This window comes from Pseudacidovorax sp. DMC4, from assembly GCF_056314265.1.
This window is the reverse complement of record NZ_JBQUYR010000013.1, coordinates 157,757-178,194: the sequence shown is the minus strand read 5'-3', so window position 1 is coordinate 178,194 and position 20,438 is coordinate 157,757. Positions and strand designations below refer to the sequence as shown.

The window sequence follows — 20,438 nt, the reverse complement described above, 5'->3', positions numbered from 1 at the left end:
GTGTTACCCGATTGAGATCGATTGGAAAACGCGATGGGAACCACCTCCTTGAAGCTGCCTGAGGACCTCAAGCAGACGATCCAGCAGTTTGCCGAGCAGGACCAAGTCTCGGCACATGCCTTCATGCTGCGGACCCTGCAGGACGAAGTCCGGCGGCGCCAGCAGCGCGCCGAGTTTTTGGCGGATGCGATGGCGGCGGCTGCGGAGATCGATGCCGGCGGGCCGGTGTATGACGCTGAGGATGTCCGCGCTTGGCTCAAGGCGCGCATCCGTGCCCGCTCGACGGGCGAGTCGGTGCCTGAACCGGTTCCCGTGCGAGGCCGCGGCGCCAAGGCTGCGGCCTCGAAGGCCAAGTCGGCTGCATGACGCGCCTGACGGTCTCGCCGCGCGCCAGGCTCGACCTGGACCGCCTCACCGAATTTCTCTCCCCCACTGACATCGAAGCCGCCGACGACACGGTGGATGTGATCGTCGACGCCCTGCTTGTACTTGAACACCAGCCACGAATCGGCCGTCCAGCACCGCAACGCTGTCGCGAACTGGTGATTCATCGCGGGCGCTCGGGCTATGTGACCCTTTATCGCGTCAGCGCCGACGAGGCCTGGGCCGAAGTCCTGGCCATCCGCCACCAGCACGAATCCGGTTACCACCCGGGCGATCTGTAGCGGCCCCATCCAATTCCTTCCCGCCACCCGCACAAGGCCCGACAGAGGCCCAGGAGACAACCCGTGAGCGACACCACCTTCGACTACATCGTCATCGGCGCCGGCACCGCCGGCGCACTGATGGCCAACCGCCTGAGCGCCGATCGCGGCAAGCGCGTGCTGCTGCTGGAGGCCGGCCGCAAGGACGACTACCACTGGATCCATATTCCGGTCGGCTACCTCTACTGCATCGGCAACCCGCGCACCGACTGGCTCTACCAGACCGAGCCTGACGCCGGCCTCAACGGCCGCGTGCTGCGCTACCCGCGTGGCAAGACACTGGGCGGCTGCTCCAGCATCAACGGCATGATCTACATGCGCGGCCAGGCCCGCGACTACGACGGCTGGGCCCAGATCACCGGCGACGACGCCTGGCGTTGGGACGACGTCCTGCCCGCCTTCAAGCGCCACGAGGACCACTACCTGGGCGACGCCGGCCAGCCCGGCGCGGATGACCCGGAGTTCGCCCGCTTCCACGGCCACGGCGGCGAATGGCGAGTCGAGAAGCAGCGGCTGCGCTGGGACATCCTCGATGCCTTCGCGCAGGCCGCGCAGGAGGCTGGCATCCCGCACTCCACCGACTTCAACCGCGGCAGCAACGAAGGCGTGGGCTACTTCCAGGTCAACCAGAAGGCCGGCTGGCGCTGGAACACGGCCAAGGCCTTCCTGCGACCGACCTGCTTCGGGCGGTCCAACTTCGAGCTGTGGACCGGCGCCCAGGTGGCTCGGCTGCTGCTCGAATCCACGCCCGAGGGCGGCCGGCGCTGCACCGGCGCACGGGTGTGGAATGGCCGCGAGATGGTGGAGGTGCACGCCACGCGCGAGGTGATCCTGTGCGCCGGCGCCATCGGCTCGCCGCAGATCCTGCAACTGTCGGGCATCGGCCCGGCCGAGTTGCTGCGCGCGCAGGGCATCGAGGTGCAGGCCGACCTGCCTGGCGTCGGCGCCAACCTGCAGGACCACCTGCAGATCCGCGCCGTGTTCAAGATCAACGGCGCGCCGACGCTGAACGTGCTGGCATCCAGCCTGGTGGGCAAGGCGCGCATCGGCCTGGAATACGTGCTGCGTCGCAGCGGCCCCATGAGCATGGCGCCCTCGCAGCTGGGCGCCTTCACCCGCAGCACGCCCGACCGGCCCTGGCCCAACATCCAGTACCACGTGCAGCCGCTGTCGCTGGACGCCTTCGGCGATCCGCTGCACAGCTTTCCGGCCTTCACGGCCAGCGTGTGCAACCTCAACCCCACCAGCCGCGGCACGGTGCGACTGAAGAGCCCGCGCTTCGAGGATGCCCCCGCCATCGCGCCCAACTACCTCTCCACCGACGAGGACCGGCAGGTGGCGGCCGACTCGCTGCGCGTCACGCGCCGCATCGCCGCCCAGCCCGCCCTGTCGCGCTACCAGCCGCAGGAATGGAAGCCGGGCCCGCAGTACGAGAGCGACGAGGACCTGGCCCGCTTGGCCGGCGACATCGCGACGACCATCTTCCATCCGGTGGGCACGGCGCGCATGGGCGCCGATGGGGACCCGCAGGCGGTGCTGGATTCGCGCCTGCGCGTGCGCGACGGCCGCGGTGGGCGCATCGATGGCTTACGAGTGGTGGATGCGAGCGCCATGCCCACCATCACGAGCGGCAACACCAACAGCCCAACGCTGATGATTGCGGAGAAGGCGGCAGGCTGGGTGCGCGAGGCGGCGCGCGCCTGAGCGGGAGAGCAGCCGCGCTCCGCCCGCTCGTGTCAGGGGCTGCGGGCGAGCGTGCCCCGCCGGGCGCGCCAAAACGGCGATGCGGCCGCCACCGAGGCACCGCCGGCCGTGTCGACCCTCAGGCCGCGCGCGCCGCCGCCTCGCCCGCCAGATGCCCGCGGGTGAAGGCCTCCTCGAAGATCGAATAGCCCGACCAGTCCGCATGCGCGAAGTGCAGCCGGCCGGCCTGCGCCGAGCCGCCCGGCGCGCCTTGCGCCAGACGCGCCTGCAGCCCCGGCGCCGGCACCGCCATCGCATGGCCGTAACGGGTGATGGCCAGCCGCGTTGCGCGCTCGGCCAGGTCGGGATGCGGCACGGACAGCTCGGCCATCAGTTCGTCGCGCCACGCCTCCCATGGACGCTCGGCCAGCAGGCGGCGCCCGTCCTCGCGATCAAACTCGCTCGGCCCCAGCGGGCGGTACCAGCTCAGCACCGTGGGCGCGGGCGTCGGGTCCAGCCGCTGATGCCCCGCATCCACATAGCCCAGGCCGCGCGTGCCATAGACCACGTTGTCCCAGCTGGGCGCCGCGCCTGGCCGGTCGCGCAGCGGCAAGGACAGGTGCAGGTTGGCCACCAGCCAGGGCGAATACCTCAGGCCGGCCGCGAGTTCCGACAGGAAGGCCGGCGGCGACGCCACCACGCGCGCCGCAACGAAGACCGGCAGCGCAACAATGCACTGCGCGGCCTGCCAGCGCACGCGCTGCTGCGCCGCCGCGTCCCAGACATCGACCGCCACGCCGCTGCGCGTCTGCTCGATGCGCAGCACCACCTGGCCGGTCTGCAGGCGCCCTGCCAGCGGCGCGGCCAGGCGGCGCGTGAGCCAGGCATTGCCCTCGGGCCAGGTCAGCACGGCCTCGCGCTCGGCATCGAGGCCATCGCCCGGCGCATGGAAGCCGTGGCGGCTGGCGAAGTAGTGCAGACCCGCCCAGGCCGAGACCTGCGCCAAGCCTGCGCCGTAGTCGTCGCGGCAGCAGTAGCCGAGGTACCAGCGCAGTTGCGGGTCATCCAAGCCCTCGGCCTCGAGCCAGGCGGCGAAGCTCAACCGGTCCAGATCGGCCAGCAGCGCCGATGGCGCGGCCCGCAGCGTGGGGATGGCGAAATGCGTCGCGCGGCGCAGCGCCTCGACCTTCTGCGCGAAGCGGCGGTATTGCGCCAGCGTGTCCGCGCCTACTCCGTTCAACGGCAGCAGGCCGTCCTGCCACTCGCCCTGGAAGAACAACCGCTCCTGCGGGCTGTGGCACAGGTGCCGCTCTTCGTAGACCCAGCGGCCCGCCTCTCGGCGGCGCAGGCCCAGCTCTTCCAGCAGGTCCTGCACCTCACGCGCCTCGTCGCCCGGCACCGGCAGGTAGTGCGCGCCCAGCGGGCAGGCCAGGCCGCCGACCTGGCCGCCTCGGGCATTCCCGCCGGCCTCGTCCTCCAGTTCGAGCAGGGCGAAGTCGTCGATGCCGGCCAGGCGCAAAGCGCGGGCCGCCGCCAGGCCGGCGACACCGCCGCCGACGATCAGCACGTGGGTGCGACGCTCCTTCGCCACCGGCTGCGCCGCCCAGCGGCCATCGCGCAAGGCATGGCCGCGCGCCATGTCGATGCCCGTGAAGCCGCCCTCCAGCGTTGGCGCCACGCGGCCACAGCCCACCAACCAAGCCGGCAAGGCGACCGCCGCCGCGCCGGCAGCAGAGGCACCGACGAAGCGCCGGCGGGCGCCGTTCAATGGCCGCTGACCTTGCCCCATTCCTGCTCGTAGGTATGCACCAGCACCTGGTTCGACAGCCGGTTGACCTCGGCCGGCACGCGCGCCATGTCACGCGGAAAGTCGAACAGCAGCGGCAGCGTCGCCGACGACAGGAAGCGCAGGCCCTCGGGCAGCGCCGTCGGCATGCGCCAGGGGCGCCGGCTGGCGATCACATAGCCCCATTCGCCGAAGCTGGGCACGTGCGCGTGGTACGGCGTGGCCGTGAGGCCGGCGGCCTCGATGGTCTGCACCACCGTCCAGAAGCTGCGCCGCGCCACCAGCGGCGAGGTGGTCTGCACCACCGCATAGCCGCTGGCCGACAGGCGCTGGCCCAGCAATGCATAGAAGCTCTGCGTGTAGAGCTTGCCGATGGCGAAGTTGGTGGGGTCGGGAAAGTCCACCACGATCACGTCGTAGAAGCCGTCGTCGCCGGTCACAGGGGCTTGCTGCAGCCACTGGAAGGCGTCGGTGTTGACGATGCGCAGCTTGGGTGAGCGCAGCGAATGGCCGTTGAGCGCGGCCAGCTGCGCATGGTCGCGGAACAGGGCCGTCATGTTCGGGTCCAGCTCGACCAGCGTGACCTGCTCGACCGAGGGGTACTTGAGGATCTCGCGCACCGCCATGCCGTCGCCGCCGCCCAGCACGGCCACCCGGCGCGGGGCGCCCTGGGCCGCCATGGCCGGATGCACCAGCGCCTCGTGGTAGCGATATTCGTCACGCTCGGCGAACTGCAGGTTGCCGTTGAGGAAGAGCCGGTGGCCCGCATTGCCGCGCGTGACCACGATGCGCTGGTAGGGCGAGCTGGCGGCGAAGACGATGCGTTCCTGGTAGAGCTTGTCTTCCGCCAGGCTGCTGATGCGCTCCGCCCCCACGAAGGCGCCCGCCAGCGCGGCCAGCGTCAGCACGCAAGCCATCGCATGCGCGCCGAAGCGCCGCAGCTCGTGCCGGAACAGCCACAGCGCCCACAGCCCCACGGCCGCGTTCATCAGCCCGAACAGCAGCCCCGTGCGCACCATGCCCAACTGCGGCACCAGCACCAGCGGAAAGGCCACCGACACGGCAAGCGCACCGAGATAGTCGAAGGTGAGCACCTGCGAGACCAGGTCCTTGAGCTGGATGTCGCGCCGCAGGATGCGCATGACCAGCGGAATCTCCAGCCCCACCAGCGTGCCCACCACCAGCACGCCGCCGTACAACAGCAGGCGGAAGGCGCCGGGCACATAGGCATTGGCCAGGAAGAGCACCGCCGGCAGGCACCCGCCCACCAGCGCCACCAGCAGTTCGATGCGCAGGAAATGCGCGGGCAGCTGCCGCTCGAAATAGCGCGACAACCAGGAGCCGACCCCCATTGCGAACAGATAGGCGCCGATCACCGTGGAGAACTGCAGCACCGAGTCGCCCAGCACATAGGAGCTGAGCGCCGCCGCGCTGAGCTCGTACACCAGCCCGCAGGCCGCCACCACGAAGACGCTGGCCAGCAGCGACACCGCCACTGGCGAGGGCGCGCGCGCCTCCGCCGTCATGCCCCGCCCCCGTCAGCGCAGCGAACACCCGACGCGAGAGGGCTCGACGCGGCCGCCGCCGGGCCGTCCCAAGGCGGCCGTGCCTCCCCCTCGGGGGGTGGCGTTACACGCAGCGCAGCGGCGTGAAAAGCCGGGGGGCTCGATGCGGCTGCCACCGGGCCGCCCCAAGGCGGCCACGCCTCCCCCTCCGGGGATGGCGTTACACGCCGCGCAGCGGCGTGAAAAGCCGGGGGGCTCGATGCGGCCGCCGCCGGGCCGCCCCAAGGCGGCCGCGCCTCCCCCTCGGGGGGTGGCGTTACACGTCGCGCAGCGGCGTGAAAAGCCGGGGGGCTCAATGAATAGCAGCCGCGACGATGATGGAAATGCCCAGGCACATCGCCGCCACCACCAGCGCCAGCGCCCGGTTCTGCTTCTCGACGATCTCGGCCCACAGGTCGTAGGGAGTGATTTTGTCGATGACGATGAAGGCGACCCAGAACACGATGATGCCGATCAGTGCATACAGCAGGGTGCCCGCGATGGACACGGGATGGAGCCATTCGAATTTCGCCATGTGTCTCTCCGCAAGAGGATGAAGAAGGGAAAGGCGCCACCTACTTGTGGCCGCCTCCGCTGGAATAGCCGCCGTAAGAGCCGCCCGTGCTGCGCCAGCCGCTGCCCGAGGAGCCCGAGCCACTGCTGCAGGTCGACAGGATCAAGAGCAGGATGATCACGACCACCACGATCAGGATGATCGTCCCGCAGCCGAGGCCCGAGGCCGCGCTCAGCGGGGCCGCATCGGCCCGCTTGAACTGGTCCTTGCGCGCATCGAGCTTGAAGGCCTGGGCCACGGCCGCGCCGTCCAGCCGGTTGCCGAGCGACCAGGTCAGCTCCTTGTCGGCCCGCTCCAGCGACAGCACCGCGCCCTTGGGGCCCGCGTAGTCGCGGTTGCTGGTGCGCTGGCCGCGCTCCACGCGCCAGTAGAACTCGCCGGCCACGTAGGTGGTCTCGGCGTCGTAGCTGTACTGCTGGCGGTAGGTGGTGCCCAGGTAGCGCGCGCTGGCGCCGCCGCCCGACACCACCGGCGCGCCGGTGGTCGGCCGCACCAGGCTCCAGCCGTCCTCGGCGTCCACCAGGAAGCAGAAGCCCTTCTGCCGGTTGTAGAGCAGGTATTCGCTCCAGCCGAACTGCTCGTCCTCGCCCAGCGAGCGGCCCATGCGGTGCTGGAATCCCACCACCTGCCAGTCGCTGCCCTCCAGCCGGCCTGTGCTGCCCAGCGCGATCAGCGGCTTCACCGGCTCGTCCTGCACCGCGTACTTCAGCTCCGCGCCGATGCCGGCACTCAGGTCAATCAGGCTCTTGCAGCTGCCGCAGGTGACGCTCTTGCTGCCCTCCAACTGCACCGTCACCGGCGCGCCGCAGTTCGGGCAGTTGAAGGCGCGGCCTTGCTCTTCCTTGCCGGATTCGCTGCGCAGGCCGGTGAGCTGCAGGTCGGCCAATGCCACCTGTCGGCCCAGCCAGGCCGTGGGCGGCTGGCTGCCGTACTCCAGACTGAGCACCAGTCCCCGGTCGTTGCGCAACTCGACCACGCGGAAGGGCCGGCCTAGCTCGGGCAGCCGCGGCAGTTCGCCCTGGGCCGAAAGCAGCGCCGCCTCCTCGTTGGAGGCCACCGTGTACGACTGGCCGTTGATGGCCGTCGTCATCCCCACACGCAGGGCGTCGGCGGGCGGCGCCTCCTGCGTCAGCGCGTAGGGCAACGAGAAGACGTAGCTGCCGTTGTCCTCGCTCAGCGTGCCCTGGCGCTCGCCGTCGAGCTGGGCGATCCATTCGGTCCAGCGGCCGCCGGCATAGGCGTACTGCAGCCGGCCGACCAGGGTGAAGGGCTGGTTCTGCAGGTGGCCGGCGGCAAAGAGCTGCAGCGGACTGAAGTCCTCGAACAGCTCGGCCATCTTGCCCACGCGCGCCAGTTGCTCGCCCCGGCGGACGACCGTGCTCTGGCAGTAGGGGCAGACGGCATAGACCGACTGCGCCGATCGGAACTCGACCGGCGCGCCGCAGCCCGGACAGGGTGCGCGATAGTGGCGCTGGGTGCCGCCGGCCTCAGCCATGGCGGGAGCGTGCGGCGCGGATCACGTCAGCTTTTTCAGCAGTTCGGTCTTCTTGGCGTCGAACTCTTCCTGGGTCAGGATGCCCTTGGTCTTGAGCTCGGCCAGCTTCTCGAGGGTGGACATCACCTCGGCGGGGCTGACGGTCGGCGCCGCAGCGGCCGCTGCGGCAGCAGGCGCCTGGGCCGGCTGCTGCAGGCCCTGCGCCAGCGTGTTGGCCATCACCTGCCCCAGCGCGACACCCGCGCCCAGGCCCATGGCATCGCCAGCCACGCCGCCGCCATGGCCGCTGTTCTCGGCGAAGACCGGGATGGCCTGACCCGCCTGGTACTGCATGAACTTGCCCATGTCGTTGCCGACCATGCCCATGCCGATCTTCTGGTCGAGGACCTTCTGCAGCTCCTCGGGCAGCGACAGGTTCTGCAGCGTCATCACGTCCAGGCGCAGGCCGATCTTGGCGAACTCGGGGGCGAGCTGCGCGGCCAGCGCCTGCGCGAACTGGTTCTGGTTGGCCGCCAGATCCAGGAAGGGCACGCCACTCGCAGCGATGGCGTTGCTGATGTTCTGCAGCACCAGCCCACGCAGTTGGCCGTCGAGGTCGGCCACCGTGTAGCGCTCGCGCGTGCCGGAGATCTCGGTGTGGAAGAGCTTGGGGTCGGCCACCCGGTAGCTGTAGTTGCCGAAGGCCCGCAGCCGCACGGCGCCGAAGTCCTTGTCGCGGATGGTGATGGGCTGGGGCGTGCCCCACTTCTGGTCCACCTGCTGGCGGGTGCTGAAGAAGTACACGTCGCTCTTGAAGGGCGACTCGAAGAGCTTGTCCCAATTCTTCAGATAGGTCAGCACCGGCAGCGTCTGTGTCGTCAGCTTGTACATGCCGGGGCCGAAGACATCGGCCACCGTGCCCTCGTTGACGAAGACGGCCATCTGCGACTCGCGCACCGTGAGCGAGGCGCCGTTCTGGATCTCCATGCCCGCCATCGGGAAGCGCCAGGCGAGCGTGCCGTCGCCCTCCTCCGTCCATTGGATGACGTCGATGAACTGTTTCTTGATGAAATCCATCAGTGCCATGCGGTGCTCCGTGCGTGCGAGGTGAGAAGCCCCAAATGGTGCCACATGACGTCCATCCGGATTCCGGCGGACGGACTGGCCAGGCAGCCTATGGCGCGAAAGGCCGGTGTAAGGCCGAGCCTACAATCGGCGCCCTTTTCCCAGTGAGCCAGGCAGCGGCGGCGCCTCGACAGCCCGCCGCCTGCGTCGAGGAGCAGCGTCCCCATGTCCGAGTCCAAACCCCTGAGCGCCGAAGACAAACGCGCGGAACTTCGCCGCGCCGCACTCGAGTACCACGAGCATCCGGTGCCGGGCAAGCTGGCGATCAGCGCCACCAAGCAGATGACGAACCAGCGCGACCTGTCGCTGGCCTACTCGCCTGGCGTGGCTGCGCCCTGCGAGGAGATCGTCAAGGACCCGGCCGCCGCCTTCCGCTACACCTCGCGCGGCAACCTGGTGGCCGTGATCTCCAACGGCACCGCCGTGCTGGGCCTCGGCGACATCGGCCCGCTGGCCTCCAAGCCGGTGATGGAAGGCAAGGCCGTCCTGTTCAAGAAGTTCGCGGGCGTGGACGTCTTCGACATCGAGATCGACGAGAAGGACCCGGCCAAGCTGGTCGAGGTGATCGCCGCGCTGGAGCCCACCTTCGGCGCCATCAACCTCGAGGACATCAAGGCCCCCGACTGCTTCTACGTCGAGCGCGAGCTGCGCAAGCGCATGAAGATCCCGGTCTTCCACGACGACCAGCATGGCACCGCCATCACCGTGGCCGCCGCCATGCTCAACGGCCTGAAGGTGGCCGGCAAGGACATCGGCCAGGTCAAGCTGGTGGCCTCGGGCGCCGGCGCCGCCGCCCTGGCCTGCCTGAACCTGCTGCTCAAGGTGGGCCTCAAGCGCGAGAACGTGTTCGTCACCGACCTGGCCGGCGTGGTCTACGAAGGTCGCACCGAGCTGATGGACGAAGACAAGGCCCAGTTCGCGCAGAAGACCGAGGCCCGCACGCTGGGCGAGGTGATGGAAGGCGCCGACGTCTTCCTGGGCCTGTCGGCCGGCAACGTGCTCAAGCCCGAGATGGTCGCCAAGATGGCCGCCCGGCCGGTGATCTTCGCGCTGGCCAACCCCAACCCGGAAATCCTGCCGGAGCTGGCCCATTCGGTGCGCGGCGACGTCATCATGGCCACGGGCCGGACCGACTACCCGAACCAGGTCAACAACGTCCTGTGCTTCCCGTATATCTTCCGCGGCGCCCTGGACTGCGGCGCGACCACCATCACCGACGAGATGGAGATCGCCGCGGTGCGCGCCATCGCCGACCTGGCGCAGGCCGAGCAGAGCGAGCGCGTGGCCGCCGCCTATGTGGGCGAGAAGCTGAGCTTCGGCCCCGAATACCTGATCCCCAAGCCCTTCGACCCGCGCCTGATGATGAAGATCGCGCCGGCCGTGGCCAAGGCGGCAGAAGAAAGCGGCGTGGCCGCCCGTCCCATCAAGGACCTGGACGCCTACCGCGACAAGCTGCAGAGCTTCGTCTATGCCTCGGGCACGACGATGAAGCCGATCTTCGACGCGGCCAAGCGGGCCGCCAAGAAGCGCGTGGCCTACGCCGAGGGCGAGGAAGAACGCGTGCTGCGCGCCGCCCAGATCGTGGTGGACGAAGGCATCGCACGCCCCACGCTCATCGGCCGCCCGGCCATCATCGCCCAGCGCATCGAGAAGTTCGGGCTGCGACTGAAGGAAGGCCAGGACTACGACGTCGTCAACGTCGAGTGGGACGAGCGCTACCGCGACTTCTGGCAGACCTACCACCGCATGACCGAGCGCAAGGGTGTGACGGTTCAGGTCGCCAAGATCGAGATGCGCCGTCGCCTGGCGCTCATCGGCGCCATGCTGCTTCACAAGGGCCATGTGGACGGCATGATCTGCGGCACCTGGGGCACCACCCACGCCCACCTGCCCTACATCGACAACGTGATCGGCAAGCGCAGCGGCGCCTCGATCTATGCCTGCATGAACGCGCTGCTGCTGCCCGAGCGGCAGGTGTTTCTGGTCGACACGCACGTCAACTACGACCCCAGCGCCGAGGAACTGGCCGAGATCACCATCATGGCCGCCGAGGAAATGATGCGTTTCGGCCTCAAGCCCAAGGCCGCCCTGCTGTCGCACTCCAACTTCGGCACCAGCGCCCATCCCAGCGCGCTCAAGATGCGCCAGACCCTGGCCCTGCTGCGCGAGCAGGCACCCTGGCTCGAAGTCGACGGCGAGATGCACGGAGACGTGGCCCTCGACGGCCGCCAGCGCATGAGCGTGATGCCGCACAGCGCCCTGGCCGGCGACGCCAACCTGCTGGTGTTTCCCAACATCGACGCCGCCAACATCTCCTACAACCTGCTCAAGACGGCCGCTGGCGGCAACATCGCCATCGGCCCGGTGCTGCTGGGCGCGGCCAAGCCGGTGCACATCCTCACCGCCAGCGCCACGGTGCGCCGCATCGTCAACATGACGGCCCTGACGGTGGCCGACGCCAACGCCGATCGCTGATCGCTGATCGCTGATCGCTGATCGCTGATCGCTGATCGCTCGGGCGGCAGGCGCGCAATGCGCCTGTCTGCCCCGCACCATGCTGGTGCCAACTCTGCGGAGCGTCAACTTTTTGGCACTTCGCAGGGCATTCCCATTGCCCAATCCTTGGGCATTCGCTTGCTATTTAGGCAGCACTGGGGCACACTGGCGGGCTTGGATTTACGGGTTAACCCGTAAATCGCAGTCCCGTTCTTTAGCCTTCCGGTGCCTCATGGCGGTTTTCGCCTCGATTTCTTCCCCGGTTTCCAAGTTCACGCGCGTTGGCGTTCTTGCGGCAGCCTTGTGGGGAGGATTGGCGGGGATGCCCGCCGCATCCGCCCGGGAGACGACGGACCGGGGCACTTCGATTGCACTGGCGGAACTGCCTCCCCAGGGCCAGCAAACCTACCGAACCATCCTGCAAGGCGGCCCCTTCCCTCACGAGAAGGACGGCACGGTCTTCGGCAACCGCGAGCGACTCCTGCCTCGTGAACCGCGCGGCTACTACCGCGAGTACACAGTCAGGACGCCGGGCGCGAGCAACCGCGGCGCGCGCCGGATCGTGTGCGGGGGCCAGCAGCCCAGCCGACCCGATGGTTGCTGGTACACGGCCGACCACTACGCCAGTTTCAGAAAGATCGTGCCCTGATGCGCACGTCATGGGTTGACGCACCAACGCGTCCGGAACAAGTCTTGACCATCATGGAAAGAACAGCGGAGATGAATGAGCAGCCTCTCAAGGGCGTGCGGCCGAACATCGTGCAGTCGATTCGCGCCTTTCGCGTGGCCGATCTGCAGCAGGCGGCGCAAGAAGCGGGCCACCACTTCCTCTATGCCAACCTGGCCGTTGCCCAGAGCAAGCAGGACGTGCTCGACCTGATCGCGCAGCAGTTCACCTTCCCGGCGCACTTCGGCAAGAACTTCGACGCCCTCTACGACTGCATGACCGACCCGCTGTACAAGTCGGGCCCGCAGCCGGGCTTCGTCGTGGTGCTGGAGCAGATCCCGGCGCATGCCAAATTCGACAAGGAAGCGCGCGAGCAACTGCTCGACATCTTCCGGGACGCCGCCGACTACTGGGGTGACCGGAAAGTGCCCTTCCGATGCTTCTATTCTTTTCTGTAGCCCGTTCTGCACAAGCCGGCCAAGCAGAACGGGCCAGCGAGGCCCCGGTGACCACCACCGCCCCCGTCGATGGCATCGACCTGAGCGGCGAAGAGAAGATGCCCACCGACAAGCTGGTGGACGTCTCCCCGCAGGCGCTGCGCATGAGCAGCCCTTTCAACAGCAGCTACTGGCTGTCTGCCGCCTGAGCCTCCGGACCGGGCGCTGACGAACGAAGCCCGCCAAACGGCGGGCTTTTTCTTGGGCGCGACGCAAGCCTCGAGTACGACTGCGCCACGGCGCACCGCGGCGCCGGCCTTCTTTCAGGACACCGAAGGAAGTGCCTGCGCGAGCGCCACATACTCGTCCACCGGCACTTCCTCGGCGCGGCGCTGCACGTCGAACTGGCCGGCGAAGTGTTGCTCGTCCAGCCAGCGGCCCAGGGTGTGGCGCAGCAGCTTGCGGCGTTGGCTGAAGGCCAGTTGCACGATGCGCTCGAGCAGAGCAGGGTCCAACGCCGCCGGCGCCTCGCGCGGCACCATCCGCACCACCGCGCTGTCCACGCGGGGCGGCGGGTCGAAGCTTTCCGGTGGCACGAAGAGCACGTTTTCCATGGCGTAGCGCCACTGGAGCATCACCGACAGGCGGCCATAGTCGGAGGTGGAAGGGTCGGCCACCATGCGGTCGATCACTTCCTTCTGCAGCATGAAATGCTGGTCGGCGATCCGATCGGCAAAGCGCAGCAGATGGAAGAGGATGGGCGTGGAGATGTTGTAGGGCAGGTTGCCTGCCACCCGCAGCCGCTGGCCCGCCGTATCGGCCAAGACACCGAAATCCACCGTCAGCACATCCGCCTCGACGACGGTCAGCTGTGGATGGCTGCGCAGCCGTGCGGCCAGGTCGCGGTCCAGCTCGACCACCGTCAGGCGCCCGAGCCGCTCGACCAGGGGCTGCGTGAGCGCGGCCAGGCCCGGCCCAATCTCGACCATGGCGTCGCCGGGACGCGGCGCGATCTCGCGGACGATGCCGTCGATGATGGCATCGTCGGTCAGGAAATGCTGTCCGAAGCGCTTGCGCGGGGCGTGGGGTTTCATGCGGGCGGGGGTAGCGCGGCGGCGATCACGCTCAGGAGGCCGGCGGCTCGCGCATTTCCACGTAGGCACGCTGGCGCACTTCCTGGGCCCAGGCCTCGTAGGCATCTTCCATCTTGCGGTCCCGCAGCACATTGCGCGCCGCTTCGCGCAGTTCGGCGGGATTGAGCTTGGCCTCGCGCCGGCCCTCGACCTGGATCAGGTGAATGCCGAACCGGGTGACGATGGGGTCGCTGATCTGGCCGGGCTGCAGGCGGCTCATGGCCTCTTCGAACTCCGGCACGAACTGGCCCGGCGTGGACCAGCCCAGCTCGCCGCCCTCGCGGGCGCTGACGGTGTCCTGCGAGTTCTCGCGGGCCAGCGCGGCGAAATCGGCCGTGCCGGCCTGGATGCGACGCTTGAAGTCGGTCATGAGCGAAACGATCTGCTCCGGCGTACGGCGCGTGTCGGGGCGCATCAGGATATGGCGCACCTGCGTCTGCGTGACCACGGAATCCGGCGAGGCGGCATTCTGCTTGGCCAGCACCTTCAGCACATGGAAGCCCGCGCCCGAGCGCACCGGACCGACGATGCCGCCCACAGGCGTGGACTGCGTCGCTTCGACGAACAGCGGCGGATAGCGGTCGGCCGCACGCAGCCCCAGCACGCCGCCGGTGCCTTTGGCATCGGGTGCGTCGGACAGCTGGGTGGCCAGCTGGGAGAAGTCCTCGCCGGCGCGGGCGCGGCGGGCGATGTCCTCCGCGCGCTTCTGCGCCTCGGCGATCTGCGCGGCCGTCGCCTTTTCGGGCACCGTGACCAGCACCTGGGCGAGATTGATGTCGGGCGCGGCGCTGCTCGCGGCCGCACGCTGCTCGCGCAGGAACTGATCGATCTCGTCGTCGCTGACCTTCACGCGGCCTTCCAGCTCGCGTTCGCGCAGGCGGGTGAGCAGCAGCTGGTCGCGCAGGTTGTTGCGGAACTCGTCGCGCGAGATACCGGCCTCGCTCACCCGGCGACGCAGCTCGGGCAGGCTGACCTGGTTCTGCCGCGCCACGACTTCCTCCGCCTGGTCGATGGCCATGGCATCCACACGCACGCCCAGTTCCTTGGCCAGCTGCAGCTGCGCACGCTCGGCGATGATCTGCTCGAGCACCTGGCGGTTGATCTGGTCGCGCGGGATCCGCTGCGCCTCCGGCCCGGCCTCGCGCAGGATGCGCTCCACCCGCTTCTGGACCTGGGTGTTGGTGATCGGCTCGGAATTGACCAGCGCCACGATGTATTCCGCGGCCCGCTGGCCCTGCGGCTGCGCCGCCGCAGAGACGGGCGGCGGCAGCGTGGAGGTGGCGGGACTTTCACGCATGATGTCGGTGATGCCCCGACGGGGTGTGGCCGCCTGGGCACTGCGGCCTTGCTGGGCCGAGGCACCCTGGCGTGTGGCGGCGCCACCCTGCTGGGCCTGCGCAGCCGGCGTGGCGGCCAGCAGGGCCGCGCACGACAGGGCGAAGACGGAAAGCTGGAATCTCATGGCGTTGGCCTCCTGGATCAAGCGCCACGCCCGGACAGGCGGGCGGGCTGGAGAAAGCCCCCGTCGCCGGCGAGGCGGGCGGGGTCTTGCTCACTCATAGTTGGTGAAACGGCTCGGCGCCAGCGTGGGCTCGCGCAGCGAACGGTAGCGCGGCACATTGGTTTGAAGCGTGCGCATCGGGCTGGTTCCGAGGCTGGTGAAGCCCATGAACTCGATCTGGAACATGATGCGCTTGGTGGTCGTGGCCACACCGGTGCTGACCTTCTCCAGCACGACGCGCCCGATGTAGCAGCAGCCGTCGTACTCGACGCCCATCACTGCATCGGTGACCACCTTGTCGCGCAGGCTGTAGTTGACGCGGCCGACGGCATACCAGCGCCCGCCGCCCAGCCCACCGCCGGCCTTGGGCGAGCCCTTGTCGCCCCACAGGTCGTTCAGCGGCCATTGCCAGCCCAGGTCGATGGATTCGTAGCCCGAGTTGTTGACGGAGATACGGTCGTCCTGGTATCGGTACGAGGCACTGAGCGAGCGGTACGGGCCGGGCGTGTAGCGCGCGGTGATGGCGCGGCGCTCCGACTTGTCGATCTGCGGGTTGTACTGGACCGCGCCTTCGACACTCCACTGTGGATTGATGTTGATCTGCGCGCCCGTCACCACGTCGGATGCCCGGTCGGTGGAGGCGGTGCCGCCCGGCAGCGTCACCAGCTGGTCGGACAATCGCCGCCGCTGCGCGATGCCGAAACGGGCCCGTTCGAAGCCGGTGTCGGGGTCGATCAGCCGGGACGTCACGCCCAGGGTGACCGCCTTGGTGGCCGAGATGCGGTCATTGCCGGTGAATTCGTTCTCGGTGAAGAGCGACGCCAGGCTCAGGTCGCTCTTGGCGGTGTCGTAGACCGGCAGCGTGCTCTGGTCGCGATAGGGCGTGTTGACGAAGAAGGCGCGCGGCTCCAGCGTCTGCGTATAGGCCTTGCCGAACAGGCTGGTCTCGCGCTCGAAGGTCATGCCCGTGTCGAGGCTGAAGGTCGGCACCGTGCGGTTGGCCGAGGTCGCGCCGTTGGACAGCGGGCCGTCGAAGCTGTAGCTGGTACCCGACAGCGTGAGCTTGGGCGTGACGTAGTAGCCCGGCCGTACGAAGGGCCGCGACAGCTGCACCTGCGAGAACAGCCGGTCGGCGTTCGGCTGGCCCTGCTGGGTCGAGTTGGCGCTGAAGCGCGTCAGCTCGTTGTTGAAGCTGAAGTCGAAGCCGTTCCAGTCGTACAGCGCGTAATTGGCCGTGAGCTGGGGCAGGCGGTCGTAGGCCGGCGTGATCGGCGCCTCGGTGTAGGTGAGCGTCTGCCACTTCTGGGCGAACAGGCGGCCGCTCCAGTCGCCCTTGCTCCAGTTGACCGTGCCGTCGGCCGACAGCTGACGCGAGGTCAGCGTGGGCGTGCGGGTGAAGTCGCGCCAGTAGTCGTCGTCGCTGACCCGGTCCACCGACAGATTGGCACTGAGCGTGTCCATGCCGAGGGTGCCGGCGTTGAAGTTCTGCCGGTGGCGCAGCCACAGGCCCCAGCGGTCGCGGTTGCGCAGCTGGTCGTCGGGCATGAGGTCGAAGCGCACCTCGCCGCTGTAATCCTTCTCGAGGTAACGGAACTCGTTGGCGATGTTGATGCCCCGCTTGCTCATCACCGAGGGCGTGAAGGTGGCGTCGCGGTTGGGCGCGATGTTCCAGTAGTAGGGCAGCGTCAACTCCAGGCCGTTAACGCTGTCCATGCCGATGACCGGCGGCAGGATGCCGCTCTTGCGCTGGTCGTCCAGCGGAAAGCTCACGCTGGGCAGGGCCGGCGAACTCATGCCCATGAAGTGCAGTTGCACGTTCTCGGCGACGCCGACGCCCTCGGCGCTGTCGGTGCGGAGGTTCTCGGCGCTGAGGAACCAGGCCGGCTTCCAGCCCGGCTGATCGTCCTCGCGGCGGCAGGTGGTGTAGGTGGCCCGGCGCGCGATCGTTCGGTCGGAATCGACGAAATCGACGCGGTCCGCCGTGCCATGGGCACCGTTGGTCAGCAGCTGGTAGCGAACGCTGTCGAAGAAACCCTCGAAGGTCTCGAGCTTGAGCTGCAGCCGCGGCCCCTCGTAGATGTTGCCGGCCTGGTTGACGCGCACGTCCCCTTCGGCGGTGGCCAGGTCCTGCGGCTGGTCGTAGTTGAGACGGTCGGCGCGGATGACCGTGTCACCGCGGCGCAGGGAGGCGTTGCCCTCCACGGTGGTCTCCAGGTCGGGACGGCCGGAGATGCGGTCGCCCTGGACGATGCTGGGACGCTGGCTGCGCTCCGTCGGGAGGATGTTCTCGGTGAGCTGGGGGCTGCGGCGCAGCACCAGTGGCGGCTCGTCGGGCAAGGCGGGCGCGGACTGCGCCCAGGCGCCCTGGACGGCCGCGAGCGCCAGCGTCAGCAGCGCAAGGGGCAGCGGCGGCAGGCGTCGGTGCCCGGGGGCGCGGCTCTGGTCTGGCATGGATGCGTGTGGCAAGCGTCTCGGCGCTGGAGGCGGCCGGTCCTGCGGCCGGCACGCGCCCATCTGGGAGAGGGCGGATTTGTAGAATGTTGATTATCCATGACCGCTTCAGCGCCCCCTTCCGGCCCGGCTTCCATCGCCTGGGCCGATGCGTCCCGGGGCCGGGTGTTCGAGGCCTGGCTGGCCCGCATCGCGCCGGCCCACGCCCTGCAACCCGCCACCCTGCGCCCTGCTTCCGCCGACGCCAGCTTCCGCCGCTATTTCCGCATCGACGGCAGGGCGCCCGGCCTCTCCCGCATCGTGATGGATGCGCCCCCTGCCCAGGAGGATGCCCGCCCCTTCGTGCAGGTCGCCGCGCTGATGCGCGAGGCCGGCGTGCGGGTGCCGCAGATCCTGGACTGGGACGAGCCCAACGGCTTCCTGCTGCTGGACGACCTGGGCACGCACACCCTGCTGGACGTGATCGACCGCGAGCAGCCCGCGGCCAACCTGCCCCGCTACCAGCAGGCGGTGGACGCGCTGGTGCGCTGGCAGCAGGCCTCCCGCCCCGGCGTGCTGCCTGCCTATGACGAAGCACTGCTGCGCCGCGAACTCGCCCTCTTTCCCGACTGGTATCTGGGGCGCCACCGGGGCGTGACGCTCGACGCGGCGCAGACGGCCACGCTGCAGCAGGCCTATGACCTGATCGTGCGCACCAACCTGGCCTCGCCTGCGGTGTATGTGCACCGGGACTTCATGCCTCGCAACCTGATGGTCGGCGCGGACCCCGACGTGCTGGGCGTGCTCGACTTCCAGGACGCGGTGCATGGCCCCATCACCTACGACATCGCCAGCCTGATGCGCGACGCCTTCCTGAGCTGGGACGAGGAATTCGTGATCGACGTGACGGTGCGCTACTGGCAGGCCGCGCGAAAGGCCGGGTTGCCGGTGGGCGACGATTTCGGCGAGTTCTACCGTGCCGTCGAATGGATGGGCCTGCAGCGCCACCTGAAGGTCGCAGGCATCTTCGCCCGCCTCACCCTGCGCGATGGCAAGCCCAAGTACCTGGCCGATGCGCCCCGCTTCATCGGCTACATCCGCACCACCGCCAGCCGCTATCGCGAGCTGACGCCGCTGCTGCGGCTCATCGACCGGATCGAGGGAACGGAAGCGCCGACGGGCTTCATGTACGGCCGGCCCTGAGACCGGCACGGCTTGCGGCAGGATGTGCGGCCGCGCCCCGGACAACCAGGGTCCTCAGGCCGGCCCCGGCATGTGCACCGAGCGGTCGGTGTGGATCAGGTCCAGCGGATGCCGCTGGCCTGCCAAATAGTCCTCCACACATTGCAGCAGCAGCGGGCTGCGGTGGCGCTCGACACTGGCACGGATCTCCTCCGGCGTCATCCACAGCGTGCGCACGATGCCCTCGTCCAGCGCCCGCCCGGGATCGAGCGCGCCGACCTGCCCGGCAAAGGCGAAGCGCAGATAGGTGATGTCGGTGTCGCCCTCGTCGCCGGGCGAGCGGCGCTCGAAGCGGGCCATGTAGATACCCACGATGGACGTGGGCGTGAAGGCATGGGCCGTTTCCTCCAGGGCCTCGCGGGCGCAGCCTTCGGCGGGCGTCTCGCCGGCTTCGAGGTGACCGGCTGGGGTGTTCAGGCGCAGTCCCCGGTCCGTGTGCTCTTCCACCAGCAGGAAGCGGCCTTCCTTCTCGATGACCGCCGCCACGGTCACATTGGGTCTCCAGCGCATGAAAGGATCTCCGGACAGGTTGCATGCCCGACGGGCGAGGTGGTGCGTTCCTCGCCCGCCGGGCAGTGCCGCGGACGCCCGCATGAAGGGCAGCACGGCGGGGGAAAGCCGCGCACTTTAGCGCGCCCGCCATCGCATGCACGTCTGCCGCGGCAGGAGGTTCGCGCCGGGCAACAGGCAGCCGACCTCGCAAGGCAGGGAAGCGAGCCCGTCAGCCGAACGCGCGCAGCGACGACCGGGGCATCTCCGACGGGTCCACGGATTCGAGTCGGTAACCCATGCCGTAGGTGGCGGTCAGCATGAATCCATGTTCGGGGCGCAGCGCGAGCTTGCTGCGGACCCGGGAGATGTGGGTGTCCAGCGAGCGGGAGCCGTCCTCGCGGGCACTGCCCCAGATGGTGGCACGCAGGTAGTCCCGGCTCAGCAGCCGTCCCAGGTTCTGGAACAACAGCAGGGCCAGTTCGTACTCGCGGTTCTTGAGCTCGACGGGCTGGCCGTCCATCAGCAGTTGGCGGGCGGCGGGCAGGAAGCGGTAGCGTCCATAGTCCTGAGGCTGGTCGCCGCCGACCGAGAAGCGTGCCCGCCGCATCAGCGCTTCGGCACGGGCCTGGAGTTCGGCGACGCGCAGGGGCTTGCTGATGAAGCCGTCGGCGCCGGCACCCAGCGCCTCGACCAGGTCCGCCTCGTCGCACCGGTGCGTGAGCAGGATCACCGGCACCGAGGTGCCGAAGCTTTCCCGCACGAGCCGCAGGAGGGCGCCGATGTCGAGGTTGGGCAGATCCCAGTCGAGGACGAGCAGATCGAACTCCTTGGCACGCAGGCCGGGCTGCAGATCGGCACTGCGGTCGAAGCAGTGGCACTCGTGGCCTGCTTCGGTCAGCGCCGCGCTGATCAGCGCCTGTTGATCCAGTTCGTCGTCCAGCACCGCAATGCGCATTCCCTCTCTCCCATTCGCCTCGGGTCTGTCGAGCATCATGTCTTCGCCCAGGCGGCGCGGCATGCTACCCATCCAGGGCCCTCCGCGTGAAGGAAGTTCCGCACGGAAATCGTCTCCTGCCGTCGGCGTGGCGGTCGGTGGCACGGCGACGGCTTGTCGCCCAGGCGCGCCGGGGCCCGTCAAGTTACTGTAAGC

Annotated in this window: 18 protein-coding genes; 8 read left to right on the top strand and 10 right to left on the bottom strand. The window is 68.9% G+C overall.

The genetic code is table 11. From position 1 onward, the window contains the following. The first annotated feature begins 33 nt into the window (after positions 1 to 33). The 3 genes from ACT54X_RS22540 (at position 34) to ACT54X_RS22530 (ending at position 2,408) form a co-directional block, all read left to right on the top strand. The gene (locus ACT54X_RS22540) at positions 34 to 366 is read left to right on the top strand and encodes a hypothetical protein (RefSeq protein ID WP_476348722.1); all 333 of its coding nucleotides are present in this window, start codon (positions 34 to 36) and stop codon (positions 364 to 366) included. Then, on the top strand, positions 363 to 665 hold the full coding sequence (locus ACT54X_RS22535) for a type II toxin-antitoxin system RelE/ParE family toxin (RefSeq protein WP_476348720.1): 303 nt from the start codon (positions 363 to 365) through the stop codon (positions 663 to 665). Before ACT54X_RS22540 ends, ACT54X_RS22535 begins: the two co-directional genes overlap by 4 nt. A 63-nt stretch (positions 666 to 728) precedes the next feature. After that, positions 729 to 2,408 (top strand): GMC family oxidoreductase, encoded by a 1,680-nt coding sequence (locus ACT54X_RS22530; RefSeq protein WP_476348718.1) that lies wholly within the window; start codon positions 729 to 731, stop codon positions 2,406 to 2,408. A gap of 118 nt (positions 2,409 to 2,526) precedes the next feature. On the opposite strand, the gene ACT54X_RS22525 is transcribed toward ACT54X_RS22530, so the two are convergent. The 5 genes from ACT54X_RS22525 to ACT54X_RS22505 form a co-directional block, all read right to left on the bottom strand. Continuing rightward, positions 2,527 to 4,176 (bottom strand): FAD-dependent oxidoreductase, encoded by a 1,650-nt coding sequence (locus ACT54X_RS22525; RefSeq protein ID WP_476348716.1) that lies wholly within the window; start codon positions 4,174 to 4,176, stop codon positions 2,527 to 2,529. Further along, positions 4,152 to 5,699: a polyamine aminopropyltransferase gene (locus ACT54X_RS22520; RefSeq protein ID WP_476348714.1), complete on the bottom strand. Its 1,548-nt coding sequence runs from the start codon at positions 5,697 to 5,699 to the stop codon at positions 4,152 to 4,154. Before ACT54X_RS22520 ends, ACT54X_RS22525 begins: the two co-directional genes overlap by 25 nt. Before the next feature lie 331 nt (positions 5,700 to 6,030). After that, positions 6,031 to 6,252: a DUF350 domain-containing protein gene (locus tag ACT54X_RS22515; protein ID WP_294366700.1), complete on the bottom strand. Its 222-nt coding sequence runs from the start codon at positions 6,250 to 6,252 to the stop codon at positions 6,031 to 6,033. Between the two features lie 40 nt (positions 6,253 to 6,292). Next, positions 6,293 to 7,786: a DUF4178 domain-containing protein gene (locus ACT54X_RS22510; protein WP_294366698.1), complete on the bottom strand. Its 1,494-nt coding sequence runs from the start codon at positions 7,784 to 7,786 to the stop codon at positions 6,293 to 6,295. A gap of 21 nt (positions 7,787 to 7,807) precedes the next feature. Then, positions 7,808 to 8,851 (bottom strand): SPFH domain-containing protein, encoded by a 1,044-nt coding sequence (locus ACT54X_RS22505; RefSeq protein WP_294366696.1) that lies wholly within the window; start codon positions 8,849 to 8,851, stop codon positions 7,808 to 7,810. 204 nt (positions 8,852 to 9,055) lie between these two features. On the opposite strand from ACT54X_RS22505, the gene ACT54X_RS22500 reads away from it, so the two are divergent. The 4 genes from ACT54X_RS22500 (at position 9,056) to ACT54X_RS22485 (ending at position 12,699) form a co-directional block, all read left to right on the top strand. Then, positions 9,056 to 11,365, top strand: a complete 2,310-nt coding sequence (locus ACT54X_RS22500) for an NADP-dependent malic enzyme (RefSeq protein ID WP_294366693.1) — start codon at positions 9,056 to 9,058, stop codon at positions 11,363 to 11,365. A 343-nt stretch (positions 11,366 to 11,708) separates the two neighbouring features. Further along, entirely contained in the window at positions 11,709 to 12,035 is a 327-nt protein-coding gene (locus ACT54X_RS22495; RefSeq protein WP_017759371.1) for a guanyl-specific ribonuclease, read from the top strand. 53 nt (positions 12,036 to 12,088) lie between these two features. After that, on the top strand, positions 12,089 to 12,511 hold the full coding sequence (locus ACT54X_RS22490) for a barstar family protein (RefSeq protein ID WP_043112550.1): 423 nt from the start codon (positions 12,089 to 12,091) through the stop codon (positions 12,509 to 12,511). 47 nt (positions 12,512 to 12,558) lie between these two features. Beyond that, a complete protein-coding gene (locus ACT54X_RS22485; RefSeq protein ID WP_017759369.1) occupies positions 12,559 to 12,699 on the top strand; it encodes a hypothetical protein in 141 nt (46 codons plus the stop codon). A gap of 114 nt (positions 12,700 to 12,813) precedes the next feature. Here the strand turns inward: ACT54X_RS22485 and rsmA are convergent, their stop codons facing one another. From rsmA to ACT54X_RS22470, 3 genes are all read right to left on the bottom strand, one after another. Further along, entirely contained in the window at positions 12,814 to 13,584 is a 771-nt protein-coding gene (gene rsmA, locus ACT54X_RS22480; protein ID WP_294366685.1) for a 16S rRNA (adenine(1518)-N(6)/adenine(1519)-N(6))-dimethyltransferase RsmA, read from the bottom strand. A gap of 31 nt (positions 13,585 to 13,615) precedes the next feature. Continuing rightward, entirely contained in the window at positions 13,616 to 15,085 is a 1,470-nt protein-coding gene (locus ACT54X_RS22475; RefSeq protein ID WP_476348710.1) for a peptidylprolyl isomerase, read from the bottom strand. 90 nt (positions 15,086 to 15,175) lie between these two features. Then, entirely contained in the window at positions 15,176 to 17,575 is a 2,400-nt protein-coding gene (locus ACT54X_RS22470; RefSeq protein ID WP_354320760.1) for an LPS-assembly protein LptD, read from the bottom strand. 99 nt (positions 17,576 to 17,674) lie between these two features. Between ACT54X_RS22470 and ACT54X_RS22465 the strand changes: the two genes are divergently transcribed. Continuing rightward, a complete protein-coding gene (locus ACT54X_RS22465) occupies positions 17,675 to 18,757 on the top strand; it encodes an aminoglycoside phosphotransferase family protein (protein WP_294366679.1) in 1,083 nt (360 codons plus the stop codon). 54 nt (positions 18,758 to 18,811) lie between these two features. On the opposite strand, the gene ACT54X_RS22460 is transcribed toward ACT54X_RS22465, so the two are convergent. Together ACT54X_RS22460 and ACT54X_RS22455 are read right to left on the bottom strand one after the other, a co-directional pair. Further along, entirely contained in the window at positions 18,812 to 19,306 is a 495-nt protein-coding gene (locus tag ACT54X_RS22460) for an NUDIX hydrolase (protein ID WP_294366677.1), read from the bottom strand. Between the two features lie 211 nt (positions 19,307 to 19,517). Further along, entirely contained in the window at positions 19,518 to 20,306 is a 789-nt protein-coding gene (locus ACT54X_RS22455; protein ID WP_366934642.1) for a response regulator transcription factor, read from the bottom strand. Between the last annotated feature and the right edge of the window lie 132 nt (positions 20,307 to 20,438).

Excerpts from the sequence above, each read along its gene's own strand:
- ACT54X_RS22540 (WP_476348722.1), top strand. The coding sequence starts at position 34 with ATGGGAACCACCTCCTTGAAGCTGCCTGAGGACCTCAAGCAGACGATC.
- ACT54X_RS22535 (WP_476348720.1), top strand. The coding sequence starts at position 363 with ATGACGCGCCTGACGGTCTCGCCGCGCGCCAGGCTCGACCTGGACCGC.
- ACT54X_RS22525 (WP_476348716.1), bottom strand. The coding sequence starts at position 4,176 with ATGGGGCAAGGTCAGCGGCCATTGAACGGCGCCCGCCGGCGCTTCGTC.
- ACT54X_RS22520 (WP_476348714.1), bottom strand. The coding sequence starts at position 5,699 with ATGACGGCGGAGGCGCGCGCGCCCTCGCCAGTGGCGGTGTCGCTGCTG.
- ACT54X_RS22515 (WP_294366700.1), bottom strand. The coding sequence starts at position 6,252 with ATGGCGAAATTCGAATGGCTCCATCCCGTGTCCATCGCGGGCACCCTG.
- ACT54X_RS22510 (WP_294366698.1), bottom strand. The coding sequence starts at position 7,786 with ATGGCTGAGGCCGGCGGCACCCAGCGCCACTATCGCGCACCCTGTCCG.
- ACT54X_RS22505 (WP_294366696.1), bottom strand. The coding sequence starts at position 8,851 with ATGGCACTGATGGATTTCATCAAGAAACAGTTCATCGACGTCATCCAA.
- ACT54X_RS22500 (WP_294366693.1), top strand. The coding sequence starts at position 9,056 with ATGTCCGAGTCCAAACCCCTGAGCGCCGAAGACAAACGCGCGGAACTT.
- ACT54X_RS22495 (WP_017759371.1), top strand. The coding sequence starts at position 11,709 with ATGCCCGCCGCATCCGCCCGGGAGACGACGGACCGGGGCACTTCGATT.
- ACT54X_RS22490 (WP_043112550.1), top strand. The coding sequence starts at position 12,089 with ATGGAAAGAACAGCGGAGATGAATGAGCAGCCTCTCAAGGGCGTGCGG.
- rsmA (WP_294366685.1), bottom strand. The coding sequence starts at position 13,584 with ATGAAACCCCACGCCCCGCGCAAGCGCTTCGGACAGCATTTCCTGACC.
- ACT54X_RS22475 (WP_476348710.1), bottom strand. The coding sequence starts at position 15,085 with ATGAGATTCCAGCTTTCCGTCTTCGCCCTGTCGTGCGCGGCCCTGCTG.
- ACT54X_RS22470 (WP_354320760.1), bottom strand. The coding sequence starts at position 17,575 with ATGCCAGACCAGAGCCGCGCCCCCGGGCACCGACGCCTGCCGCCGCTG.
- ACT54X_RS22465 (WP_294366679.1), top strand. The coding sequence starts at position 17,675 with ATGACCGCTTCAGCGCCCCCTTCCGGCCCGGCTTCCATCGCCTGGGCC.
- ACT54X_RS22460 (WP_294366677.1), bottom strand. The coding sequence starts at position 19,306 with ATGCGCTGGAGACCCAATGTGACCGTGGCGGCGGTCATCGAGAAGGAA.
- ACT54X_RS22455 (WP_366934642.1), bottom strand. The coding sequence starts at position 20,306 with ATGCCGCGCCGCCTGGGCGAAGACATGATGCTCGACAGACCCGAGGCG.